The organism is Stenotrophomonas sp. Steno-Z1 (genome assembly GCF_056393175.1).
Genome location: NZ_JBWJPB010000001.1, coordinates 536,424 through 558,461 on the forward strand (window position 1 = coordinate 536,424; position 22,038 = coordinate 558,461).

The 22,038-nt window shown below is 69.3% G+C and carries 19 protein-coding genes; 12 read left to right on the forward strand and 7 right to left on the reverse strand.

The window, feature by feature from the left end; genetic code table 11:
• Positions 1 to 56 precede the first annotated feature (56 nt).
• Positions 57 to 791 carry an SIMPL domain-containing protein gene (locus tag AC06FD_RS02230; RefSeq protein WP_259205823.1) on the reverse strand — a complete coding sequence of 245 codons (735 nt, stop codon included), beginning with the start codon at positions 789 to 791 and terminating at the stop codon, positions 57 to 59.
• A 129-nt stretch (positions 792 to 920) separates the two neighbouring features.
• On the opposite strand from AC06FD_RS02230, the gene AC06FD_RS02235 reads away from it, so the two are divergent.
• The 4 genes from AC06FD_RS02235 to tldD are packed head-to-tail and all read left to right on the forward strand — an operon-like array spanning position 921 to position 8,403.
• Positions 921 to 1,505: a Maf-like protein gene (locus AC06FD_RS02235; protein WP_394160891.1), complete on the forward strand. Its 585-nt coding sequence runs from the start codon at positions 921 to 923 to the stop codon at positions 1,503 to 1,505.
• Entirely contained in the window at positions 1,498 to 2,985 is a 1,488-nt protein-coding gene (gene rng / locus AC06FD_RS02240; RefSeq protein ID WP_259205821.1) for a ribonuclease G, read from the forward strand. The genes AC06FD_RS02235 and rng overlap by 8 nt, the downstream gene beginning before the upstream one ends.
• A 45-nt stretch (positions 2,986 to 3,030) precedes the next feature.
• The gene (locus AC06FD_RS02245; RefSeq protein WP_478076881.1) at positions 3,031 to 6,903 is read left to right on the forward strand and encodes a YhdP family protein; all 3,873 of its coding nucleotides are present in this window, start codon (positions 3,031 to 3,033) and stop codon (positions 6,901 to 6,903) included.
• 54 nt (positions 6,904 to 6,957) lie between these two features.
• A complete protein-coding gene (gene tldD, locus AC06FD_RS02250; protein ID WP_259205814.1) occupies positions 6,958 to 8,403 on the forward strand; it encodes a metalloprotease TldD in 1,446 nt (481 codons plus the stop codon).
• Between the two features lie 80 nt (positions 8,404 to 8,483).
• Here the strand turns inward: tldD and yjgA are convergent, their stop codons facing one another.
• Entirely contained in the window at positions 8,484 to 9,089 is a 606-nt protein-coding gene (yjgA, locus tag AC06FD_RS02255; protein WP_394160886.1) for a ribosome biogenesis factor YjgA, read from the reverse strand.
• A 68-nt stretch (positions 9,090 to 9,157) separates the two neighbouring features.
• Between yjgA and pmbA the strand changes: the two genes are divergently transcribed.
• Positions 9,158 to 10,525 carry a metalloprotease PmbA gene (pmbA, locus tag AC06FD_RS02260; RefSeq protein ID WP_259205811.1) on the forward strand — a complete coding sequence of 456 codons (1,368 nt, stop codon included), beginning with the start codon at positions 9,158 to 9,160 and terminating at the stop codon, positions 10,523 to 10,525.
• A gap of 76 nt (positions 10,526 to 10,601) precedes the next feature.
• The gene (locus AC06FD_RS02265; RefSeq protein ID WP_478076882.1) at positions 10,602 to 10,979 is read left to right on the forward strand and encodes a DUF4870 domain-containing protein; all 378 of its coding nucleotides are present in this window, start codon (positions 10,602 to 10,604) and stop codon (positions 10,977 to 10,979) included.
• Positions 10,980 to 11,144: 165 nt separating this feature from the next.
• On the opposite strand, the gene AC06FD_RS02270 is transcribed toward AC06FD_RS02265, so the two are convergent.
• From AC06FD_RS02270 to AC06FD_RS02290, 5 genes are all read right to left on the reverse strand, one after another.
• Positions 11,145 to 12,023 carry a polyprenyl synthetase family protein gene (locus AC06FD_RS02270; protein ID WP_478076883.1) on the reverse strand — a complete coding sequence of 293 codons (879 nt, stop codon included), beginning with the start codon at positions 12,021 to 12,023 and terminating at the stop codon, positions 11,145 to 11,147.
• Positions 12,013 to 12,273, reverse strand: a complete 261-nt coding sequence (locus AC06FD_RS02275; protein WP_259205806.1) for an exodeoxyribonuclease VII small subunit — start codon at positions 12,271 to 12,273, stop codon at positions 12,013 to 12,015. The genes AC06FD_RS02270 and AC06FD_RS02275 overlap by 11 nt, the downstream gene beginning before the upstream one ends.
• Before the next feature lie 36 nt (positions 12,274 to 12,309).
• Positions 12,310 to 13,596: a tRNA lysidine(34) synthetase TilS gene (gene tilS / locus AC06FD_RS02280; protein WP_478076884.1), complete on the reverse strand. Its 1,287-nt coding sequence runs from the start codon at positions 13,594 to 13,596 to the stop codon at positions 12,310 to 12,312.
• Between the two features lie 67 nt (positions 13,597 to 13,663).
• Positions 13,664 to 14,224 carry a WG repeat-containing protein gene (locus AC06FD_RS02285; protein WP_478076885.1) on the reverse strand — a complete coding sequence of 187 codons (561 nt, stop codon included), beginning with the start codon at positions 14,222 to 14,224 and terminating at the stop codon, positions 13,664 to 13,666.
• The gene (locus AC06FD_RS02290) at positions 14,224 to 15,933 is read right to left on the reverse strand and encodes an alkaline phosphatase (RefSeq protein ID WP_478076886.1); all 1,710 of its coding nucleotides are present in this window, start codon (positions 15,931 to 15,933) and stop codon (positions 14,224 to 14,226) included. The genes AC06FD_RS02285 and AC06FD_RS02290 overlap by 1 nt, the downstream gene beginning before the upstream one ends.
• Positions 15,934 to 16,082: 149 nt before the next feature.
• Between AC06FD_RS02290 and AC06FD_RS02295 the strand changes: the two genes are divergently transcribed.
• The 6 genes from AC06FD_RS02295 to AC06FD_RS02320 all read left to right on the forward strand — a co-directional run bounded on the left by AC06FD_RS02295 (position 16,083) and on the right by AC06FD_RS02320 (position 22,017).
• Positions 16,083 to 17,411 carry a dicarboxylate/amino acid:cation symporter gene (locus AC06FD_RS02295; RefSeq protein WP_259205796.1) on the forward strand — a complete coding sequence of 443 codons (1,329 nt, stop codon included), beginning with the start codon at positions 16,083 to 16,085 and terminating at the stop codon, positions 17,409 to 17,411.
• 320 nt (positions 17,412 to 17,731) lie between these two features.
• A complete protein-coding gene (locus tag AC06FD_RS02300; RefSeq protein ID WP_478076887.1) occupies positions 17,732 to 18,262 on the forward strand; it encodes a hypothetical protein in 531 nt (176 codons plus the stop codon).
• Positions 18,259 to 18,891, forward strand: coding sequence for a hypothetical protein (locus AC06FD_RS02305; RefSeq protein ID WP_259205794.1), 633 nt, complete (start codon positions 18,259 to 18,261; stop codon positions 18,889 to 18,891). Before AC06FD_RS02300 ends, AC06FD_RS02305 begins: the two co-directional genes overlap by 4 nt.
• 44 nt (positions 18,892 to 18,935) lie before the next feature.
• Positions 18,936 to 20,414, forward strand: coding sequence for an adhesin (locus AC06FD_RS02310; RefSeq protein WP_394160875.1), 1,479 nt, complete (start codon positions 18,936 to 18,938; stop codon positions 20,412 to 20,414).
• A gap of 137 nt (positions 20,415 to 20,551) precedes the next feature.
• Positions 20,552 to 21,250: a C39 family peptidase gene (locus tag AC06FD_RS02315; RefSeq protein ID WP_259205791.1), complete on the forward strand. Its 699-nt coding sequence runs from the start codon at positions 20,552 to 20,554 to the stop codon at positions 21,248 to 21,250.
• An 8-nt stretch (positions 21,251 to 21,258) separates the two neighbouring features.
• Complete coding sequence (locus AC06FD_RS02320; RefSeq protein WP_259205790.1) at positions 21,259 to 22,017, forward strand: hypothetical protein; 759 nt, start codon at positions 21,259 to 21,261, stop codon at positions 22,015 to 22,017.
• Positions 22,018 to 22,038 lie beyond the last annotated feature (21 nt).

A 22,038-nucleotide genomic window follows, 5' to 3' on the forward strand; every position in this document is an offset into this window, starting at 1 on the left:
GCCAGACGGCACGACGGCGCCCGCAGGCGCCGTCGTCGGGCGTACGCCGGGGCGGCTCAGCGGCCCAGGTCGAACACCACGTCCAGGTTCACCGACACGGACGATTCGCCCGGGGAGACCGGGGTGGACACGTCCGCGGCCATCGGCGCGGCGGCCGCGCGCATCATCACCGGACGGAAGTTGCCACCGCCGTTCTCGGAGATGCTCACGATGCGGCGCACGCGCAGGCCCAGCGACTTGGCGTAGGTCTCGGCACGGGCCTGGGCCTTCTTCAGCGCGGCCAGGCGGGCTTCGTCGTAGACCGGCTCGGGCTGGTCGATCTCGAACTGCGGGCCGTTGATCTGGTTGGCGCCCTGCGCGGCCAGCGCATCGAGCACCTTGCCCAGCTTGGCGATGTCGCGCACCTTCAGGCTGACCGTGTTGCTGGCCTGGTAGCCGGTGATCTTCGGCGGCTCGTTTTCCACGTAGCGGTACTGCGGGTTGAGGTTGACCCCGCTGGTCTGCACGTCACGCTCGGCGATGCCGGCGGCCTTGATCGCGGCCAGCACCTTGACCATCTGCTCGGCGTTCTGGCGCATGGCGCTGTTGCCATCCACGGCCTGGGTGACCACGCCGGCCGACAGCGTGGCCACGTCCGGCACGCGCTTGGCCTCGGCGTTGGCCGAGATGTTGAGCAGGGTGCTGTCGGCGGCGACGGCAACGGCGGGCTGGGTCTGTGCGTGGGCGGTCATCGAGGTTCCCAGGGCGAGGGACAGGGCAAGCAGCAGCGGGGACAAAGACGGGCGGCGCATGTGGATCTCCTTGTGAAGGCGGCAGGGTGGTGTCGGGGCGATGAACGCGTCGTGAGGTTTGACGGGGTCGATCACGATTCGGTCGTGTTGCTCGCGATTCAGACAGTGGGCTCAGGTTATGCTTCCTCGATGCTTTATCTTGCCTCTCGATCTCCCCGACGAACCCAACTGCTGGCGCGCCTGGACCGACCGTTCCGCGCGCTGGACCTTGAGGTGCCCGAAGTCCGTGCGGCCGGCGAATCGGCGACCGACTATGTGCAGCGGGTTGCCGCGGACAAGGCGCGGGCCGGGCTGGCATCGGTCCTGGCCACCGATCCGGAGGCCGTGGTGCTGGGCTCGGACACCGAGGTGGTGCTGGATGGCCGGGTGTTCGGCAAGCCGGTCGATGCCGCCGACGCCGCCGCCATGCTGCGCGCGCTGGCCGGGCGCACCCACCAGGTGATGACCGCGGTGGCGCTGGTTGGCCAGGGCCGCGAGGACGGGGTGCTGGTGGTCTCGGAGGTGAGCTTCATCGACATCGATGCGTCCGCGATCGCCGCCTACGTGGCCAGCGGCGAACCGATGGGCAAGGCGGGCGCCTACGCCATCCAGGGCGGCGCCGAACGTTACATCCGCCACCTGGCGGGAAGCTATTCGGGTGTGATGGGATTGCCCCTGCAACAGACCGAGCAGTTGCTGCAGACGTTTGAACTGAAGGGAGTCGCCCATGTCTGAAGAAATCCTGGTCAATGTCACCCCACGGGAAACCCGGGTCGCCGTCATCGAGAACGGCATGTTGCAGGAATTGCACATCGAACGCGGCTGGCGCCGCGGCGTGGTCGGCAACATCTACAAGGGCAAGGTGCAGCGGGTGATGCCGGGCATGCAGGCCGCGTTCGTCGAGGTCGGGCTGGAGCGCGCCGCGTTCCTGCACGCCAACGACGTGATCCGCCCGGCCCCGGTGGCCAGCCCGGATACCGAAGGCACCACCCTGCCGCCGCCGTCCTCGGTGCCGATCGTGGAGCTGCTGCGCGACGGCCAGGACATCGTGGTGCAGGTGGTCAAGGACCCGATCGGGACCAAGGGCGCGCGCCTGACCACCCAGATCAGCATCCCCTCCCGTTACATGGTGCTGCTGCCGCAGTCCAAGGTGGTGGGCGTTTCGGCGCGGATCGAGGACGAGGCCGAACGGGCCCGGCTGAAGGCGCTGGTGACCGAACTGTCGGCCCAGCATGGCGGCTACGGCTACATCGTGCGCACCAACGCCGAGGGCCAGCCGGCCGAGGCGATCGCCGAGGACGTGGCCTACCTGTCGCGGGTCTGGAACGTGGTCGAGCGGCGCGGCCGCGATGCGGCCCCGCTCAGCGTGATCTATGAAGACCTGAGCCTGCCGCTGCGTTCGGTGCGCGACCTGATCCGCAAGGACGTGGACAAGGTCAAGGTGGACTCCAAGGAGACCTTCAACCAGCTGCAGGCGTTCGTGGCCAAGTACATGCCGGTGCTGGCCGAGAAGCTGGAGCTGTACAGCGGCGACCGCCCGATCTTCGACATGTTCGGGGTGGAGGACGAGATCGGCCGCGCGCTGGACAAGCAGGTGCCGCTCAAGTCCGGTGGCTACCTGGTGATCGACCAGACCGAGGCGATGACCACGATCGACGTGAACACCGGTTCGTTCCTGGGCCAACGCAACCTCGAGGAAACGGTGTTCCGCACCAACCTGGAGGCGGCGCAGGCGGTGGCGCGCCAGCTGCGGCTGCGCAACCTCGGCGGCATCATCATCATCGACTTCATCGACATGGACGACGCCGAGCACCGGCGCCAGGTGCTGCGCACGCTGGAAAAGGCGCTGGCGCGCGACCATGCCAAGACCACCGTGTACGACTTCTCGCCGCTGGGCCTGGTCGAGATGACCCGCAAGCGCACCGTGGAAAGCCTGGAGCGGCAGCTGTCCGAGCCGTGCCCGGAGTGCAGCGGACGCGGCTCGATCAAGACCGCCGAGACGGTCACCTACGAGATCTTCCGCGAGATCACCCGCGCCGTGCGCCAGTTCGATGCGGCCCGCCTGCTGGTGATCGCCTCGTCCAAGGTAGTGGCGCGGATCACCGACGAGGAATCCTCGGCGGTGGCCGAACTGGAGGAATTCCTCGGCAAGTCGATCCGTTTCCAGGCCGACGAGCAGTACCTGCAGGAGCAGTTCGATGTCGTGCTGCTCTGACCATCGCACGCTGGCGCGCTCGCGCGCCGGTGCGTCCGCGGCGCGATGAGCACGCCGCTCCGACTGCGACTGCGAAGGATTCGCCGCCATGCCGTGTATGCAATGGCGATCGTGCTGGTGTGCGTGGCGCTGCTGGTGGGCACGGTCAGCCAGCTGCTGCCGTTTGCCGAGCGCCACCCGGACAAGGTGGCGGCCTGGCTGAGCGCGCGCGCCGGCCAGCCGGTGCGTTTCGACCACCTGGATACCGCCTGGACCCGGCGCGGTCCGTTGCTGCAGCTCACCGGGCTGCGCGTCGGTGCAGGCCAGGGCATCGCCATCGGCGAGGCCGAAGTGCTGGTATCGATGTATGCCGGGCTGCTGCCCGGGCATTCGCTGACCGAGCTGCGCCTGCGCGGGCTGGCCCTGGTCCTGCAGCGGGCCGACGATGGCCGCTGGTCGGTGCGCGGCATGCCCGAAGCGGGCAGCGGCGACCCGCTCGATGCGCTGCGCCGGCTGGGCGAGTTGCAGGTGATCGGCGGCAGCCTGCGCGTGGATGCGCCCTCGCTGGGCCTGCAGACCGCGCTGCCACGCATCGACCTGCGCCTGCGGGTGAACGGCCAGCGCCTGCGCGTGGGCGCCCGGGCCTGGGCGGACGAGGCGGGCATGCCACTGACCGCGGTCCTGGATTTCGATCGCACCCACGGCGATGGCCAGGCCTGGCTGTCGGCCGACCCCGCCGACTTCCGCGCCTGGTCGGCGCTGTTGCGGTTCGCCGGAGTGTCGCTGCAGCAGGGCAGTGGCGAGTTGAATGCCTGGGTGGACCTGCGCGACCACCGCCCGGTGATGGTCACTGCCGATGCCGACCTGCGCGACCTGAAGTTGCGCGGTGCGCCGCTGGCCGATGGCAAGCGCCCCGAGCTCACCCTGGATACGCTGCAGCTGCGCGCGCGCTGGCGCTGGGTGCAGGGCGGCTGGCGCGCCGATGCGCCGCTGCTGCGCATCGGCCTGGCCGGCAACGGCGAGGTCCAGCGCCTGGATGGGCTGCTCATCGCCGGTGGCCAGCACATGGCGCTGGCCGGTGACAACATCGATGCCACCGCGCTGCTGCGCGGACTGGCGCTTAGCGACCGGGTCGACCCCGGGCTGCGCGAGTGGCTGCAACGCGCCGCCCCGCATGCGCGCATGACCCAGGTGCGGGTGGCCGGCGAACGCGATGGTGCGCTGTCCATCCAGGGCGAGCTGGCCGATATCGGCTTTGCCCCGTCCGGGCATGCGCCGGGCCTGAGCGGGCTGGGCGGCCACTTCAGCGGCGACGCCGATGGGTTCGCGCTGGACCTGCAGCCGGGCCATGTGATGCATTTCGACTGGCCCAGTGGCTTCGGCGCGCGCCACGACGTGCGCCTGGCCGGGCAGCTGGTCGGCTGGCGCGACGAAGCCGGTGGCTGGCGCTTCGGTACCCCGGCTCTGCGCGTGCAGGGCACCGACTACGCCGCCGACGTGCGCGGCAACGTGTGGTTCCAGGGCGACGGCACGCGGCCATGGCTGCAGCTGGCCGCGCGCATCGACGACGTGCCGATGACCGCGGCCAAGCGCTTCTGGATTCACTCGCAGATGAGCAAGGGCGCCACCGACTGGCTCGACGCCGCGCTGGTCTCCGGGCAGGTGCGCGGCGGTATCGGCCTGGTCAGCGGCGACCTCGATGACTGGCCCTTCGACCGCAACAACGGGCGCTTCGAGGCCACCGGGCATATCAGCAACGGCACCATCCGCTTCCAGCGCGACTGGCCGGCGATGGGCAAGGTGGACGCGGACATCGCCTTCATCGGCCCCGGTTTCGAGCTGCACGGCAGTGGCGATCTGGCCGGCGTGCCGGTCAACCATTTCGACGCCGGCATCGTCGATTTCGGCCAGACCCCGCTGTACGTCAAGGCCACGACCCAGGCCGAGTCCGGCGCGCTGCTGGCCATGCTCAAGCAGAGCCCGCTGCATGCCACCTATGCCGATACGCTGGACAACCTCACCGCCAAGGGCCCGGCCAAGGTGGGCTTCGACCTGCTGCAGCCCATGCATGCGGGCCAACCCGGCGGTCACCTGCAGGGCACGGTCGACCTGGAGGGCGTGGCGCTGACCGAGAAGCGCTTCGCGCTGGCCTTCGATGCGATGCGCGGCCAGGCCCGCTACAGCCGTGACGGGTTCGATGCGGACAAGTTGAGCGTGCGCCACCTGGGCCAGGAGGGGCAGCTCAGCCTGCGTGCCGGCGGCTACGTGCGCGATCCGCAGCAGGCCTTCGAGTCCGAGCTGGGCGCGGCCATGGACGCCGGCCTGCTGCTCGACCGCGCCCCGGAATTGAACTGGCTCAAGCCCTATATCCAGGGCACCTCGCGCTGGACGATCGGGGTGACCCTGCCCAAGGTTGCCGCTGGCGCCAAGACCGAACCGCCCACGCTGCTGACCCTGCACTCGGACCTGGTGGGCACCCGCCTGGACCTGCCGGCGCCGCTGGACAAGGCCGCCACCGTGCCGCTGGCGACCACCGTCAACGCGCAGCTGCCGATGGGCAGCGGCCGGGTCGACGTGGCCTTTGGCCAGCGCCTGGCGCTGGCCGCGCGTACCCACAACAACCAGACCGGCGTGCAGGTCACCCTCGGCAGCGACCGGGTGGACCGCGACCCGCCGGGCAGCGGCCTGGCCGTCAACGGCCGCAGCGGTTCACTGGATGCCCTGGAATGGATCGCGCTCGCCCGCGGCCCCGACGGTGGCGGTGACAAGGACCCGATGCCGCTGCGCCAGGTGGACGTACAGGTCGGGCAGCTGCTGCTGGCCGGCGGCGTGTTCGCGCAGACCCGCCTGCAGTTGCGGCCCACGCCATCGTCGGTGGAGGTGCGCCTGGACGGGCCGTCGCTGGCCGGCACGCTGAGCGTGCCCAATGCCGACGGCGGCACCATCGTGGGCAAGCTCAGCCGGGTGCACTGGCAGTCACTGCCGACCCCGACCAAGGTGCCGGCCGATGGCAGCCTGATCGCACTGCCCAGTGATGCCGCGCTGCCGGCGCGGGTGCAGGCCAGCGCCAACGACACCAACCCGGCGAAGATCCCGCCACTGGCACTGGACATCGAGGACCTGCAGTTCGGCAAGGCCCGGTTGGGCCAGGCGGTACTGCGCACGCGCCCGTTCGGCAACGGCCTGAGCGTGGACCAGCTGCAGTTCCGTGCCCCCAAGCAGGCCATCGACATCCAGGGCCGCTGGCTGGGCATGGGCGATGCCGCCCGCACCCAGGTCAGCGTCGATGTGAAGAGCGAGGACCTGGGCGGGCTGATGCAGAACCTGGACTACGGCGGCCAGCTGCGCGGTGGCCAGGGCCAGATCACGCTGGACGCCGGCTGGCAGGGCGGTCCGTCCGACTTCCAGCTGGGGGCGCTGCAGGGCCACATGCAGGTCACGGCGCGCAACGGCCAGTTGCTGGAGCTGGAGCCCGGGGCGGGCCGCGTCCTCGGCCTGCTCAGCGTGACCCAGCTGCCGCGCCGGTTGATGTTCGACTTCCGCGATTTCTTCTCCAAGGGCTTCGCGTTCAACCAGGTCGATGGCGCGCTGGCGTTCGGCAACGGCATGGCCACCACCGACAAGGTGCTGATCGAAGGGCCGGCCGCCAACATCAGCATCCGCGGCCAGACCGACCTGCGCCGCCAGCAGTTCGACCAGACCATCGACGTGAACCCGCGCTCGGGCAACCTGCTCACCGTGGTCGGCGCGGTGGCCGGCGGCCCGGTGGGCGCGGCGGTGGGCGCGGCGGCCAATGCGGTGCTGGGCAAGCCGCTCGGCGCGATCGGCGCCAAGACCTATCGGGTCACCGGGCCGTGGGCCGAGCCCAAGGTCGAGGTGATCGACCGTGACGATGCGCCGCCGCGCAGCCCGCCGGCGGCCCCACCTCCGGTACGCTGACCCCCTTTCCCGCGCCCGGGTTGCGATAGCCGCCGGCGCCCTCAGATAGATGACATGACCGATAACGCACTGACCCTCGCCAACGACCGCCTGCTCCTGCCCGCCGGGCTGGATGCCGGCAGCCTGGAACGCACCTTCGGCACCCTGCTGGGGCCGGGGATCGATTTTGGTGACCTGTATTTCCAGCACGCCCGGCGCGAAAGCTGGAGCGTGGAAGACGGCATCGTCAAGGACGGTGCGCATTCGATCGAGCAGGGCGTGGGCGTGCGCGCCATTGCCGGGGAGAAGACCGGCTTCGCCTATTCCGACGACATCCACCGCGATGCCCTGCTGGCCGCGGCACAGTCGGCACGCGCGATCTCGCGCGAGGGCGGGGCGCAGCAGGCGCGCTCGCTGGTGCGCGGCAACGCGCGCGCGCTGTACCCGGCGCTGGACCCGATCGACGGCATGGGCAATGAGGCCAAGGTCGAGGTGCTCAAGCGCCTGGACCGCTACCTGCGTGCTGCCGACCCGCGCGTGCAGCAGGTGATGGTGAGCCTGTCCGGCGGCGTGGACACGGTGCTGATCGCCCGCAGCGACGGCGTGCTGGCCGGCGACATCCGCCCGCTGGTGCGGCTCAACGTGCAGGTGATCGTGGAACAGCACGGCCGCCGCGAGTCCGGCTACTCCGGCGGTGGTGGCCGTTTCAGCTATGCCGAACTGTTCGCCGACGACCGGCCCGAGCGCTTCGCCCGCGAGGCGCTGCGCCAGGCGCTGGTCAACCTGGAGGCGATCCCGGCCCCGGCCGGCGTGATGACCGTGGTGCTCGGCCCGGGCTGGCCCGGTGTATTGCTGCATGAAGCTGTCGGTCATGGCCTGGAAGGCGACTTCAACCGCAAGGGCACCAGCGTGTATGCCGGCCGCATCGGCGAGCGGGTGGCCGCCCCGGGCGTGACCATCGTCGACGACGGCACCCTGGACGGGCGCCGTGGCTCGCTCAACATCGATGACGAGGGCCATCCGACCCAGTGCACCACGCTGATCGAGGACGGCATCCTGGTCGGCTACATGCAGGATTCGCTCAACGCGCGGCTGATGGGCGTGGCTCCGACCGGCAACGGCCGGCGCGAGTCGTTCGCGCACATGACCATGCCGCGCATGACCAACACCTACATGCGTGCCGGCCAGCACGATCCGGAAGAAATGATCCGCTCGGTGAAGAAGGGCCTGTACGCCGTCAACTTTGGTGGCGGCCAAGTCGACATCACCAGCGGCAAGTATGTGTTCTCGGCCACCGAGGCCTACCTGATCGAGGACGGCCGGGTCACCGCGCCGGTGAAGGGCGCGACCCTGATCGGCAATGGTCCGGAGACCATGCAGAAGGTGCGCATGATCGGCAACGACCTGGCCCTGGACGAGGGCGTGGGCGTCTGCGGCAAGGATGGCCAGAGCGTGCCGGTCGGCGTGGGCCAGCCCTCGCTGCTGATCGACGGCATCACCGTGGGCGGCACCCAGGCCTGAGCCGGGCGATGGACCTGCCCGCACTGCACGCCCCTGCGGCCGCCAGCCAGGTGCTGGCGCAGCCGCGTGGGCGGCCGGGCTCAGTCGTCGGCGACGTCGTCGGTGTCGGTGTCGGCCGGCGCGTCGAGCGCGTCGTCGGCGGCGTTCAGCCCCTCCAGGCCCAGCGCGGCGGGCAGCAACAGGGTGCGCAGCGTCTGGTAGATCTCGCGGTAGGCGCGCGGCGGCTTGTTTTTCGCCTTCTCGGCCTGGGCGTTGCGGACCAGCGTGCGCAGCTGCTGGCGATCGGCGTGCGGGTACTCGTCCAGCAGCGCGCCCAGCGCCTTGTCGCCGTCCTTGAGCAGGCGCTCGCGCCAGTCTTCCACGCGGTGCATGGCGGCCACTTCGCGGCGCGAGGTTTCGCTGTTGGCATCGAGCGCGTCGCGGATCGCATCCAGCACGGCATCGTCTTCGCGGCGCATGTGCTTGGCCAGGAACGCCAGCTGGCGCTTGTGGGCGATGTGCGCGGTGATGCGCTTGGCCTCGGCGATGTGCGGCAGCAGGTCCTCCGGGACCGGCACGCGGGCCAGCTGGGCCGCCGTCAGCGACACCAGCTTCTCGCCGAGGGCCAGCACGTCCAGGGCATCCCGGCGGTTCTGGCTGCGGCTGATATCAAGGAATTCACCGGTTTCTTCGTCGCGTCCGCGCATCGTCTTATTTCCACATCCAGAACTGTGCCCGGCGTCGCGCCAGGCACTCACCCGTACAGGATAAAGCATTGAACGTGATCTCCCCTGAAGTGACCCCGGCCGACGACAGCCTGCAGCGCCTGGAGCAGCTGGCCGACATCTCCCAGCGCCTGCTGGAACGGGCCCGTGCGCTGGGCGCCAGCCAGGCCGAGGTGAGCTGCAGCGACGAGCGCGGGCTGGACGTGAACGTGCGCCTGGGCGAGGTCGAGACGGTCGAATCCACCCGCGATCGCGGCATTGCGGTGACCGTGTTCTTCGGCCAACGCAAGGGCAGCGCCAGTACTGCCGACCTGCAGGATGCCAGCCTCGAATCGACCGTGGCCCAGGCCTGCGCGATCGCCCGGCACACCGAGGACGACGCCGCCGCCGGGCTGGCCGAGGCCGCGCTGATGGCCCGTGAGTTCCCGGACTTGGACAGCTGGCACCCCTGGGCGCTGGCCGCCGATCACGCGCTGGACCTGGCGCTGGCCTGTGAAGCGGCCGGGCGCGAGGCCGACGGCCGGATCAGCAACTCCGATGGCGCCTCGGCCGCCACCTCGCAGAGCCTGTCGGTGTATGCCAACTCGCACGGGTTCATCGGCCGCGAGCGCAGCAGCCACCATTCGATCGGTTGCGCGCTCATCGCCGGGCAGGGCGACGGCATGCAGCGCGATGGCTGGTACAGCAGCGCGCTGGCGCGGCAGGACCTGGAGTCGCCCGAGGCGATCGGCCGGCGTGCCGCCGAGCGCACCGTGGCCCGGCTGCAGCCGCGCTCGATGGCGACCGCGCAGATGCCGGTGCTGTTCTCCCCGGAGGTGGCGCGCTCGTTGATCGGCCACCTGCTCGGCGCGGTGTCCGGCGGCGCGCTGTACCGGCGCGCCAGTTTCCTGCTCGACAGCGTGGGCACGCAGCTGTTCCCGGACTGGTTCCAGATCGATGAGCAGCCGCTGCTGCGCCGCGGCCTGCGCTCGTCGGCCTTCGACGGCGACGGCGTGGCCACGCGCAATGCGCCGTTGATCACCGACGGCACGCTGCAGCGCTACATCCTGGGCAGCTACTCGGCGCGCAAGCTGGGCCTGGTCACGACCGGCAACGCCGGCGGCGTGCACAATCTCAAGGTCGCGGCCAACGCCGGCGACCTGGTCGCGATCGCCGCGCAGATGGGCGACGGCCTGCTGGTCACCGAGCTGATGGGCCAGGGCGTCAACGGCGTCACCGGCGACTACTCGCGCGGGGCCGGCGGCTTCCGCGTGGAAAACGGCCAGATCAGCTATCCGGTGGACGGCATCACCATCGCCGGCAACCTCAAGGACATGTTCGCCGCCATCGAGGCGGTGGGCAGCGACGTGGACCGCCGCTCGCATGTGCAGGTCGGTTCGATCCTGGTAGGACGAATGACCGTTGCCGGTAACGATTGACGTATTCTATTGGGGCTGCCCAGGCAGGCGGGGAGCCTGCCATGCACCACCCACATAACGCACAAGGAGTTTCCACGTGAGCGATTTCGATAACGTCACCGTACCGCCGCCGGCACCGGCGGGCGATGCCCCGGCCGACCAGCGCACCCTGTCCCTGGTGGCCCACCTGCTCGGCATCTTCACCGGCTTCATCGGTGCGCTGATCATCTGGCTGGTCAACAAGGATGACCCGCAGAAGGGTTTCGTCACCGACCAGGCCAAGGAAGCGCTGAACTTCCAGATCACCGTGGCGATCGCCTACATCGTCTCGACCATCCTGCTGGTGGTGATGATCGGCGCGCTGCTGCTGACCCTGGTGTGGATCGCCAACCTGGTGCTGTGCATCCTGGCCGCGGTCAAGGCCAACAACGGTGAAGCGTATCGCTACCCGTTCACCCTGCGCCTGATCAAGTAAGCCACGCGCAGTGGTGATGCAGAACGCCCGGGATTCCCGGGCGTTTTTTTTGCTTGCGGTGGGGGCCGGGGATGCGCCCGGGCGTGCGGTGCTGGATGCACTGCCGCGCGGCACGGCGACCGATGCCCGCCATGGACGCCGGTCCACGCCGTGCGTGGAGGCGGTTCAGTGATCGCGTTCCACCGCCAACCGCCCCAACGCACGCAGTGCATCGGCGCGTTCGTCGTAGCCGGCCAGGCTGTCGTGCATGCGCTCGCTCAGCGCGGCCAGTTCGGCCTTGGCCCCGTCCATGCCGAGCAGGGCGGGGAAGGTGGACTTGGATTGGGCCTGGTCCTTGCCGGCGGTCTTGCCCAGCTGTTCGGAACTGGCTTCCACGTCGAGGATGTCATCGCGGACCTGGAAGGCCAGGCCCAGTGCGCTGGCGAAGTCGTCCAACTGCAACAGGTCGGACTGCGGTGCCTCGCCGCACAGCGCACCCATGCGCACCGCCGCGCGGATCAGCGCACCGGTCTTGAGCGCGTGCATGCGCTGCAGCGCGTCCAGGCCTTGCGCGTGGCCGGTGGCATCGATATCCAGTGCCTGGCCGCCGCACATCCCGGCGGCGCCGGAGGCATGGGTGAGCGCCTGCAGGCAGTGCACGCGCAGCAGCGCCGGCAGCGCCGCGTCGGCCAGCAGGCCGAACGCGCGGGTCTGCAGCGCATCGCCGGCGAGGATGGCGGTGGCTTCGTCGAAGGCGACGTGGGTGGTGGGCCGGCCACGACGCAGCGCGTCGTCGTCCATGGCCGGCAGGTCGTCATGCACCAGCGAATAGGCATGGACCAGCTCCACCGCCATGGCCGGTGCATCCAGCGCATGTTCGTCGGCCCCGAACACCTGCCCGCTGGCATACACCAGCAGCGGCCGCATGCGCTTGCCGCCGCCGAGCACGGCGTAGCGCATCGCCTGGTGCAGGCGTTGCGGGGCGTGTTCGGGGGAGGGCAGGCTGGCGTCGAGCTGGCTTTCGATGCGGTCGCGCCAACGCGCGAACGTGGACTCAACCATCATGGCCGGGCGGATCGAACGGTTCGGCGGTATCGGGGCGGGCCGGATCGCTGAGCAGGCGCACGCGCAGTTCGGCCTGCTCCAGCGCCTGCTGGCACTGGCGGTACAGGCCGACGCCGCGCTCGTAGGCGCTGAGCGATTGCTCCAGGCTCAGGTCGCCGGCTTCCATCTTCTCCACCAGGTGTTCCAGTTCTTCCAGCGACTGCTCGAAGTGGGCGACCGGGGAGGCTTCGTTGGGGGACTTCTTGGGCATGGCGCAAGTGTGAGCCGCCAATCCGGTGGGGTCAATTCAGGCCGCGCCCGGGGTCCAGCGCAACTGCGCATCGTGTTCATCCAGCCAGTGCTGCAGCGGCGCGGCGATGATCCGGTCGCCCGCGGCCATCAACGCCTCGCCGTCGAACAACAACGGCAACTGGCGGCGCTGCCAGGGCGGCAGGCCGCGTTGTTGCAGCAGGTCCTTGAGCGCGTGCGAATGGCTGCGCCCGGGAAGCTGGATGCGTTCGCCACCGCGGCGCGCGCTGACCTGCAACGGGGTGGCCAGGCGGTGCGCGCCCAGCAGTTCCAGCTGCCCGCCATCGGGCAGGGCCAACGGCGCGCGCCCATCCCAGTGCACGCTCCAGTGCGGCGGCAAGGCCAGCGTGGCCGAGAGCAGGTGCAGCTCGCCGCGCCAGCGGCGGATGCGCGCGCCCTGCCAGGCGAACTGGGCATCGGCATCGTGTGCGGCCGGCAACAGCTCGCGTTCGATCGCCTCCACGCCGGCGGCCGGCAGCGGGGGCAGGCCGCAGTTGCGCACCCATTGGCGCAGCAGGCGGGCCCGGCGTTCGCGCGGCAGTCGCAGCAGCCGCACGCTGTCGAGCACGCCGGGCACGACGCTGCAGCGGCGCAGTGCTTCCTGGTCGGACACGTCCAGCAACTGCTGCGCCTGCGCGCAGAGGGCGGCGCTGCGTGCGAAGGCGGCATCGGCCTGCGGCCAGCGTTGCTGCAGCAGCGGCAGCACGTGCAGGCGCAGGAAATTGCGGTCGGCCGCGTCGCTGGCATTGCTGGGGTCGTCGACCCATTGCAGCGCCTGCGACTGCGCATAGGCCAGCAGCGCCGCGCGCGGCACCTGCAGCAGCGGTCGCCACACCGTACCGGTGGCAAACGGCGCCTCGCTGCGGATCGCGGCCAGCCCATCCACGCCGGACCCGCGCAGGGCGCGCAGCAGGAAGGTCTCGGCCTGGTCATCGCGGTGATGGGCCAGGGCCAGCTGTTCATCCGGGTGCAGGGCGCGGGCGAATGCATCGCGGCGGGCATGCCGCGCGGCCGCTTCCAGGCCGTGGCCGCTGTCGCGGGCCACGTCGACGCCGATCACCTGCAGTTCGATCTTCCAGGCCGTGCAGATCGCCTGGCAGTGCTGCGCCCACGCGTCGGCGGCCGGTTGCAGGCCGTGGTGGACGTGCACCGCCCGCACGCCTGCATCGCGCTGGGCCGGCGACTGGGCCAGCCAATGCAGCAGTACGGTGGAATCGAGTCCACCACTGAAGCCCACCAGGACCGGGCGGGGCGCAGCAGACAGGTTGGGTAATGGCGACGACATCGGTTCGGGCAGGCTCGGGCAGGGAGGCAGTATCGACGCTGCGGGCCAGGCTCGCCACGCACGGGGATCAGGGAGTGGGCGGTTCGGGCACGCGGACGCCCTGGCGATTGATATGGAACCAGTGGCCACCTTCCACCGGCGTGTGGCCCTCGCCGTCAGGCGTGCCGGGGCGGCACCCCTCGCAGACCTGGGCAATGCCATCGGCGAAGGGCCAGGCAAAGTCGAACGTGGCCGGGAAGGCCTGTTCAAGCGCGGGGGTGAAGTAGCCGACGCGTGGGCCGATGCGGCCCCGCAGCAGCCCCTCTTCGACGTAGTCCGGCCCGCTGTCCCAGGTCAGGACGGCCTGGGTGCGGCCGGCACGGGTGACGTAATGAAAGCTGTCGGCGGCGTACACCGCCGCCAGTCCGTCGGCATCGTAAGGGAGGTCGGGCAGGACGTCCGCGGCGATCCGGGGCGCGCCGTCAACCACCTCGCAGCCGGGCAACGGCCACAGCCCGTGTTCCTCGGTGAGGACCCGGCAGGCCGGGCCCTGGGCCAGCGCGTGGCCGGTGCTGGCCAGTCCGGCCATCAATAGCAGGAACCGCACGTGGCGGCCCCTGCTGCGGGCGGCGGAGAGCCGGGCCGGCATCAGTTGGCGTCGGCCTTGCGCTCGAACGCCTTCGGCGTGGGCAGGTCCACCGGCACGCCCTTGGCGTCGCAGGTACCGGCCTCGCACAGGCGCTGGCGCAGGCGCGGGGTGGCCTGCACGATCATGTGGTAGATCGTGTTCTGTTCCATGGTGCCGCGGATGGCTTTGCTGCCCGGGCCACGTGCCCAGATGCCGACGTCTTCGCCGCCATGGGTTTCACTCTTGGTCGGTACCAGCGCTTCCTGCATGTAATCGGGGTGCTCGGTGTCCACGTGGCTCAGGTCCGGTCGGCCGGCGGCCGGGTCGAAGCTGCTCGGGTTGTGCGGGTACACCTTCGGGCCGGCCGGCTGCTGGTTGGTGGCGCCGGTATAGCCGGGGCCGTTGGCATAGCTGAGCGTGGTGTAGGGCAGGCCGAGGCCGTCGCGGGCCACGTCCAGGCCGCCTACGCCGTCTTCGCCGCCCTTGTCCTTGACCTTGCCCAGGATCGGGTTGCCGCGGGCCGGGTAGCCGACGAAGTTCAGGGTGTGCGAGTGGTCGGCGGTGACGATGATCAGGGTGTCCTGGTCGGAGGTCGCCTCGACGGCCGCGCGCACGGCATCGGACAGGGCCACGGTGTCGCTGAGGGCGCGGTACGCGTTGCCGCTGTGGTTGGCATGGTCGATGCGGGCGCCCTCGACCATCAGCACGTAGCCTTCCTTGTGCCGGGACAGGGTGTTGATGGCGGCCTTGGTCAGCTCGGCCAGGCTGGGTTCGCCGGACGGGTCGTCCTTGCGCTCGATCTCGTAACGCATGTGGTCCGGCTCGAACAGGCCCAGCAGCGCCGGGGCATTGCGCGCGGCCTGCAGCTGCTTGGCGTTCCAGACATAGGCGCCCTGCGGGTGGGCCTGCTGCCATTCGGTGACCAGGCTGCGCCCGTCCAGGCGCTGGCCGACCTTGTCGTCATACTCGGGATCGCGCTCTTCCACCGTGGTGAATTCACCGCGGCCGCCGCCCAGGGCGACCAGCGGGCCCCGGCCATAGCGCGCGGTGGACAGAAGCTGCTGGGCGATGTCAGTGCAGCCGGCGGCCTTGGCGGCCTCGGGCACGTCGGTGTCGTTTTCCCAGTTGCGCTCGGGCGAGTGCGCGTAGGTGGCCGCCGGGGTGGCGTGGGTCAGGCGCGCGGTGGACACGATGCCGGTGGCCATGTGCGCGCTGTCGGCCAGCTGCAGCCAGGTCAGCAGGCCCTTGTTCAAGCTGTCCGCGCAATCGCTGCGGGTGCCGGCGCTGACACCGATGGCGCCCATGTGGGTCTTCACGCCGGTGGTGATGGCGGTCATGGTGCCGGCCGAGTCGGGGGTCTGCGAATCGGTGTTGTAGGTCTTGCTGAACGCCGTGGCCGGGAAGCGCTCCCAGGACAGCAGGTTCTCCTCGCCCGGATTGCCGTTGCGCTGGCCCTCGAAGATGCGCGCGGCCGCCACGGTGGTCAGGCTCATGCCGTCACCGAGGAACAGGATGACGTTTTTGGCCTTGCCGTCCATGGCGCCGCTGCCGGCGGCGCGGGCGGCGCCGCTGCGGTACCACCATTGCGGGGTTTCACCCGCCGGATGGGCGATGGCGGGGACATCGACGGCGATCGCGCCGGGGGTACGGGCCGCGGGGGAGGTGCTGGCGCACGCGCCCAGCAACAGGGTGGCGGCGACGGCGGTCACCAGGCAGGTGGTACGGGACATGGACGCGCGTATCTCACATGTGAAACGGGCGTTCATTATGCAGAACCCTGCAAGGCACGCCGATGACACGCTGATTTTCCGTGCGCGCCTCGTTCCCGCGGCCCGGTTGGGCTAATGTGGCGAGCTGTCGAATTCTCTCTGGAAGGCTCATGAAGCTGGTGTCTGCGTGGTTGCGGATCCCGTTCTGGCAACGCGTGCTGGGTGGCTTCGTGCTCGGCGCGCTGGCCGGCTGGCTGCTGGGGCCGGCGGCGGAACTCTGGTTCGGCCCGTTGGGCGAGCTGTACGTGACGCTGATCAAGATGATCGCGGTGCCGCTGGTGTTCTTCGCGGTGATCAACGCGATCTCCTCGCTGCACGGCCAGAAATCGGTGGCCGCGCTGGGCGGGCGCACGTTCCTGTGGTTCATCATCACTGCCGCGCTGGCGGTATGCGTGGGGCTGGCGGTCGGCACGATCATGCAGCCGGGCACCGGCAACCTGAGCCTGAGCATGGACCACGGCTACACCCCGCGCGAAGTGCCGAGCGTGGTCAAGGTGCTGATGGACGTGGTGCCCTCCAACGTGTTCTACGCGCTGACCGGGATCGGCACGCGGGTCAATGCGGCCGGCGAGACGGTCCTGGCGGCCGGGCGCGGGTCGATCCTGCCGGTGATCTTCTTCGCGGGCCTGCTGGGCTTTGCGATGGTGAAGCTGGGCGACAAGGTGGCCGAGGCGCGCAAGCTGACCGGGCAGATGAGCGACATCATGATCCAGGTGACGCGCTTCGTGCTGGAGATGACCCCGCTCGGGACGTTCGGCCTGATCGCCGGGCTGGTGGGCAGCTACGGTTTCGAGAAGCTGCTGCCGCTGGGCAATTTCGTGCTGGCGCTGTACGTGGCCTGCGCGCTGCACATCGTGGTGGTGTACGGCAGTCTGCTGCTGGCGCACGGCCTGAACCCGCTGAAGTTCTTCCGTGGTGCGGCCCCGGGCATGCAGGTGGCGTTTGTTAGTTCGTCCAGCTTTGCCGCGATGCCGGCGGCGATGCGCTCGATCACCCACAACCTGGGCGTGAACAAGGACTATGCCTCGTTCGCGGTGCCGCTGGGGGCGAGCATCAAGATGGACGGCTGCGGGGCGATCTACCCGGCGCTGTGCGCGGTGTTCATCGCGCAGTACACCGGCGTGCCGCTGACGCCGGAACAGTACATCGTGGTGTTGATCGCCTCGGTGCTGGGCAGTTTCGGCACCGCGGGTGTGCCGGGCACGGCGGTGGTGATGGCCACGGTGGTGCTGAGCGCGGCCAACCTGCCGCTGGAGACCATCGGCTACCTGTACGCGATCGACCGCATCCTGGACATGATGCGCACCATGACCAACGTGACCGGGCAGATGCTGGTGCCCGTGCTGGTGGCCAAGGAAACCGGGCTGCTGGACAAGGCGGTCTACGACAACCCGTCCACCAACCTGGGCGTGGACGAACTGGAGGAGCGGTCGTCCTGACCCGCCCGCCAGGGTCGTGTCGAAAAAGCCCGCGGATGCGGGCTTTTTCGTGCGCAGCCGGCACCCGTCACCGAGCTGAGCAGGCACTGTAACGGCTGTATCAGCCGGTGTAACAGCGCTGATACACCGCGCTGCATGCCAGCAACGACGGGCCTGTCGGCGTCGCCACGGCTTGTTCACCGGTGGGTGTTGCCAACGAATCTGTAACATCGTGCCCGCCGCGCGACCCGCCGTGGTGGCGCCAGCCTCCGTGTTTGCTGGGTTCTGCCACTTGGCACGAATGCTGCGTTACCCCTCCGCAAGTTTCGAAGGAGGGCGCCATGGACAGCGTAGTCGCACACCGCATTCGCCACACCGGCCTCTGGCTGATGGCCGTCGTACTGACGGCACCGGTCGCCGCGCACGCCTCGGGTGCGCGCCAGGGCGTCAAGGCGCAGCCGGGTGAAATCGTGCTGCTGCGCGATGTCTCGACCCGGCCCGCCTATCGGCCCGCGCCGCCCGGCATGGCGCTCATCGCCGATCCCTCGCCCAAGCGTGAGGTGGGCCAGGCGCTGGGCACCTCGACCGGCATGGATGAGCTGAGCGAGGACGACTATGCCGCGCTCGGCTCCAACACCGGCAGTGGCGTCGGCCACGCACAGACCACCATCGAGCGGGTCACCGGCAACACGGTCAACTCGACCCTGGGCAAGGTCACCGACAGCGGCATGTTGTCCGGCGGCCAGTTCAGCAATGCCATCGGCGGCCCGATGGGCGCGGTGACCGGTGCCACCCGCGGCATCGGCGACCAGGTACGCGGTGCGCTGGCGCAGTTCCCGCTCGGCCAACCCACGGGCGGGCCCGGCAAATGAACCGCTGGCCACGCCTGGCAGTGCTGGCCCTGGTGCTGTCATCGCCGCTGCATGCGCAGCAGGCCGATGACTACGCGGCCATGCTGTCCTACCTCAATACCAGCCGCATCGACGGCCGTGCGCTGTCCGGCGCCGACGGTGCGATCACCGTCAACATGACCGCCGGCGACCTCAACCAGCAGGCCAACCTGCTCGGGATCGCCAATGGCCAGACCGCCCACATCACCGTCGATGCACGCCAGCGGCAGGCCGGCAACCAGGTGCTGTCCGACGGCGCGATGCATGCCAGCGCGAGCATCGGCGGGCAGGCACTGAACGGCGCCAGCGGCGTCGCCATGATCAACCAGGCCAGCGGCACCGGCAACGCGACGCGCAACGTCGTCACTGCCACGCTGGCGCAACAGGGCATACGCGAGTCGAACGACGAGGCCTTGGCCGCGTCGGGGGCGCTCGCGTCAGCAGGGGGGCAGGGGGCCGTCAACCGCGGTCGGCCGGCCGGAACCCGCAGCGTGGCGGTGGAAGGCACCGCGCTGCAGGGCTTCGACGGCGTCCTGCAACTCAATCAGATCGCGGGATCCGGCAACGCCACCGCAAACCAACTGAGCATCTCGGTGCAGTCCACCCCGTGAGTAGTCACATCCACCCGATTGTCTGTGATGAGAGAGAGGGCACCATGAACACCACCATGCACCGTACCGTATTGGCCATTGCGATCGCAGCCGCGTCCGCATCGGTCGCCGCGCAGGACAACCAGAACCAGAGCGCGTTCATCAACCACCTGCACAACGTGGTTGAAACCCGCACCAACCTCAACACCAACGTCAACACCAACGTCGATACCGATGTCGATACGAACATCGACACCAACATCGAGACCAATACGCGCAACGACAACGATTCGCGTACCTGGAACCGCACCTGGAACAACACCCGCAACAACAACACCACCAGCAACACCACTACCACCAACAACAGCACCACCAACAGCAGCGTGACCCGTACCCGTGACGTGACCGTCAACGAGAACGTCAACAAGACCAGCAACATCCAGGCCGACGAGCGCCAGGAAAAGAACAACCACGGCGTCGATGTGAACCTTGAAAAGGACATGCGCCTGAGTTCGGACGTGAACTTCTCGGGCGACCCGGAAATCACCGGCTCGATCGACCTCGACTCGGCCGCCATCGCGATCATCGACAACCGCCAGTCGATCACCGACAACGCCGCCGCCAACAGCCTGGTGACCAACAGCGCCTCGATCGCCGATGACGTCGGTTCCGATGCCTCGGGCAACCTCGGCTTCAACGTCGCCGCCGGCGACAACAATGCCCAGGACAACGCCGCGTCGCTGTCCGCGGCCGATGCCTCCTTCAGCTTCGGCATGGCCGACGCCGAGGTGTTCGTCAACCAGTACGGCGCCGGCAACACCACCCTCAACTCCGGCGTGACCAATGCCGCGGGCCTGGGCGGCAATGCCTTCAGCAACGCGTCCGGCAACATCGGGGCCAACGTCGCCTCGGGCAACAACAACGAGCAGAAGAACGCGCTCGCCGCGTCGGTGGCCACCAGCGCCTATGCCACCTCGAGCATCAGCTCCAACCAGGTCTCCACCGGCAACGCGGTCAGCAACGCAGGCTACCTGCGCTCGATGACCGACACCGTCGATGTGAGCCTGCGTGGTCGCGTCGCCGGCGGCACGCTGGCCTTCGGTGCCGGCACCTACAGCGGCAGCGGCAACGCCTACCAGAAGGACAACTACTACCTGGATAGCTGGAGTGGTGAACTCGACCATCCGAGTGGCAACGCAACCGGCCACATCGACATGGACAACGAGATCCAGAACGCAACCCCCAACCCGAACCGGGAAGGCGTGGGCGGTATCGCCTTCGATACCGATGAAAGTGGCACCAGCCGGTTCGTCGAACTGGGCGTGGCCGACCTGTATGCCAGCCTGAGCGGGACCGTGTCCACCACCCGTTGGGTGAACGTGGATGCGACCAATACCGCGGCGTTGTCCGGCAGTGCGTTCTCCGGCGCCTCCGGCAACATCGGGGTGAACGTGGCCGCCGGCACCGGCAACCTGCAGGCCAACAGCCTGGCCCTGGCGGTTGCCCAGCCCTCCACCGGGGGCGGTGGCGGCACCGGCGAGTAACACGTTGTCCGTTTTCGCAAGCAGTACGCGTTGAGCGCAACAAACCCGGCCATCCGCCAATGGCCGGGCCCCCGGGGGCCCCTGTCCCATTCTCCCCCTTTGGGGCAGGGGCTCCCTCCTTTTCCGGAGCCAAGCCGATGTGGAAGCACGCACTGTGCGGGTCCTTGATGTTGCTGATGCTGCCGTCCGGCGCCGCGCGCGCCGGCGATATCGGCTTCAGCGGCGTACTGCCCAACGGCGCGGTGCTCACCCAGCGCGTGGAGAGCATGCAGGAACGGCGCTTCCGCAACGTGGTGCGGCAACACACCGACTACAGCTGTGGCGCGGCGGCGCTGGCCACCATCCTGCGTTACGCCTACCACCTGGAGGCGGACGAAGGCACGGTGATCGAAGGCATGATGGGGGTCTCGGACCCGCAACTGGTCCACCAGCGCGGTTTCTCGCTGCTGGACATCAAGCGTTACGTGGAATCGATGGGCATGCGTGGACGCGGCTACCGCGTCAACGAAGAGCGCCTGCGCTCGCTGCGCGTGCCCGGGCTGGTGTTGATGGATGTGCGGGGCTTCCGCCACTTCGTGGTCCTCAAGCAGGTCCGTGACGACGTGGTCGACGTGGCCGACCCGATCCTGGGCAACCGCAGCATTCCGGTCAGCGAATTTCTCCAGGCGTGGCCGTCGCGGGCCGTCTTTGTCGTGATCGGCAGTGATTTCGATCGCAACACGGTGCTGCTGCAGCCCGGTGAACGGCCCAGTGCGCGTTCGCTGTACGCCCGGCAGGGGCCGATCACCGACGCGGAGTTGGTGGACTTCGGCTTTACCCATGCCGACTTGTTCTAGGAGGCACCATGAATATCGCGAAATGGACGCACGGCGTACTGCTGCTCACCCTGCTGGGCGCCGCACCGCTGCATGCGCAGGAAGGACGGCCCGGCAAGGGCCTGAGCGAGATCCCGGATCCGGAACTGAACCTGATGCGCGGCCGCTATACGGTCAACGGCAGCAGCGTGGCCTGGTTCGGGGTGACCATGATCACCCAGTGGAACAGCGGTGGGCAGGCCGCGCGCAGCGCGCTCACCCTGGGCATGGATTTCAGCCAGGGCAGCACGCCCAAGGTCAGCTTCACCCCGTCGGTGACGGTCACCGCCGCCGACGCTCCCTTGCCGGTGACCCCCGGCCGCAGCATCGACGCCAGTGGCCTGCAGAACGTGGCCGGGCTTACCCAGAGCATCCAGGTGGCCGGCGACGGCAACGTGGCCAGCAACACCACCCACCTCACCGTGCGTGACGGCCAGGCGCCGGCACCCGCCAGCGAGGGCCAGCACCTGGCCAGCGTGCAGCAGGGCGGGGTGAGCGCGGTGGCGCAACTGGACGGCAACAACGCCCGGGTCCAGCTGCAGATCGAGGGCGTGGGCGCGGTACAGCAGTGGATCCGCAACGGCAGCGTCGGGCAGAGCATCGCCATCGGCAGTGATGGCCAGGCGGCAAGCAATCGCATGCAGATCGATCTTGTCCGCCAGTCCTTGGCCAACAACGTCCCGCTCAGCCAGAACGTGGCCCAGGCGATGACGCTGGTACGGGGTGTGGGCATGGGACCCGGCCAGTAACGGCACGGCGGGGTGGGGGCG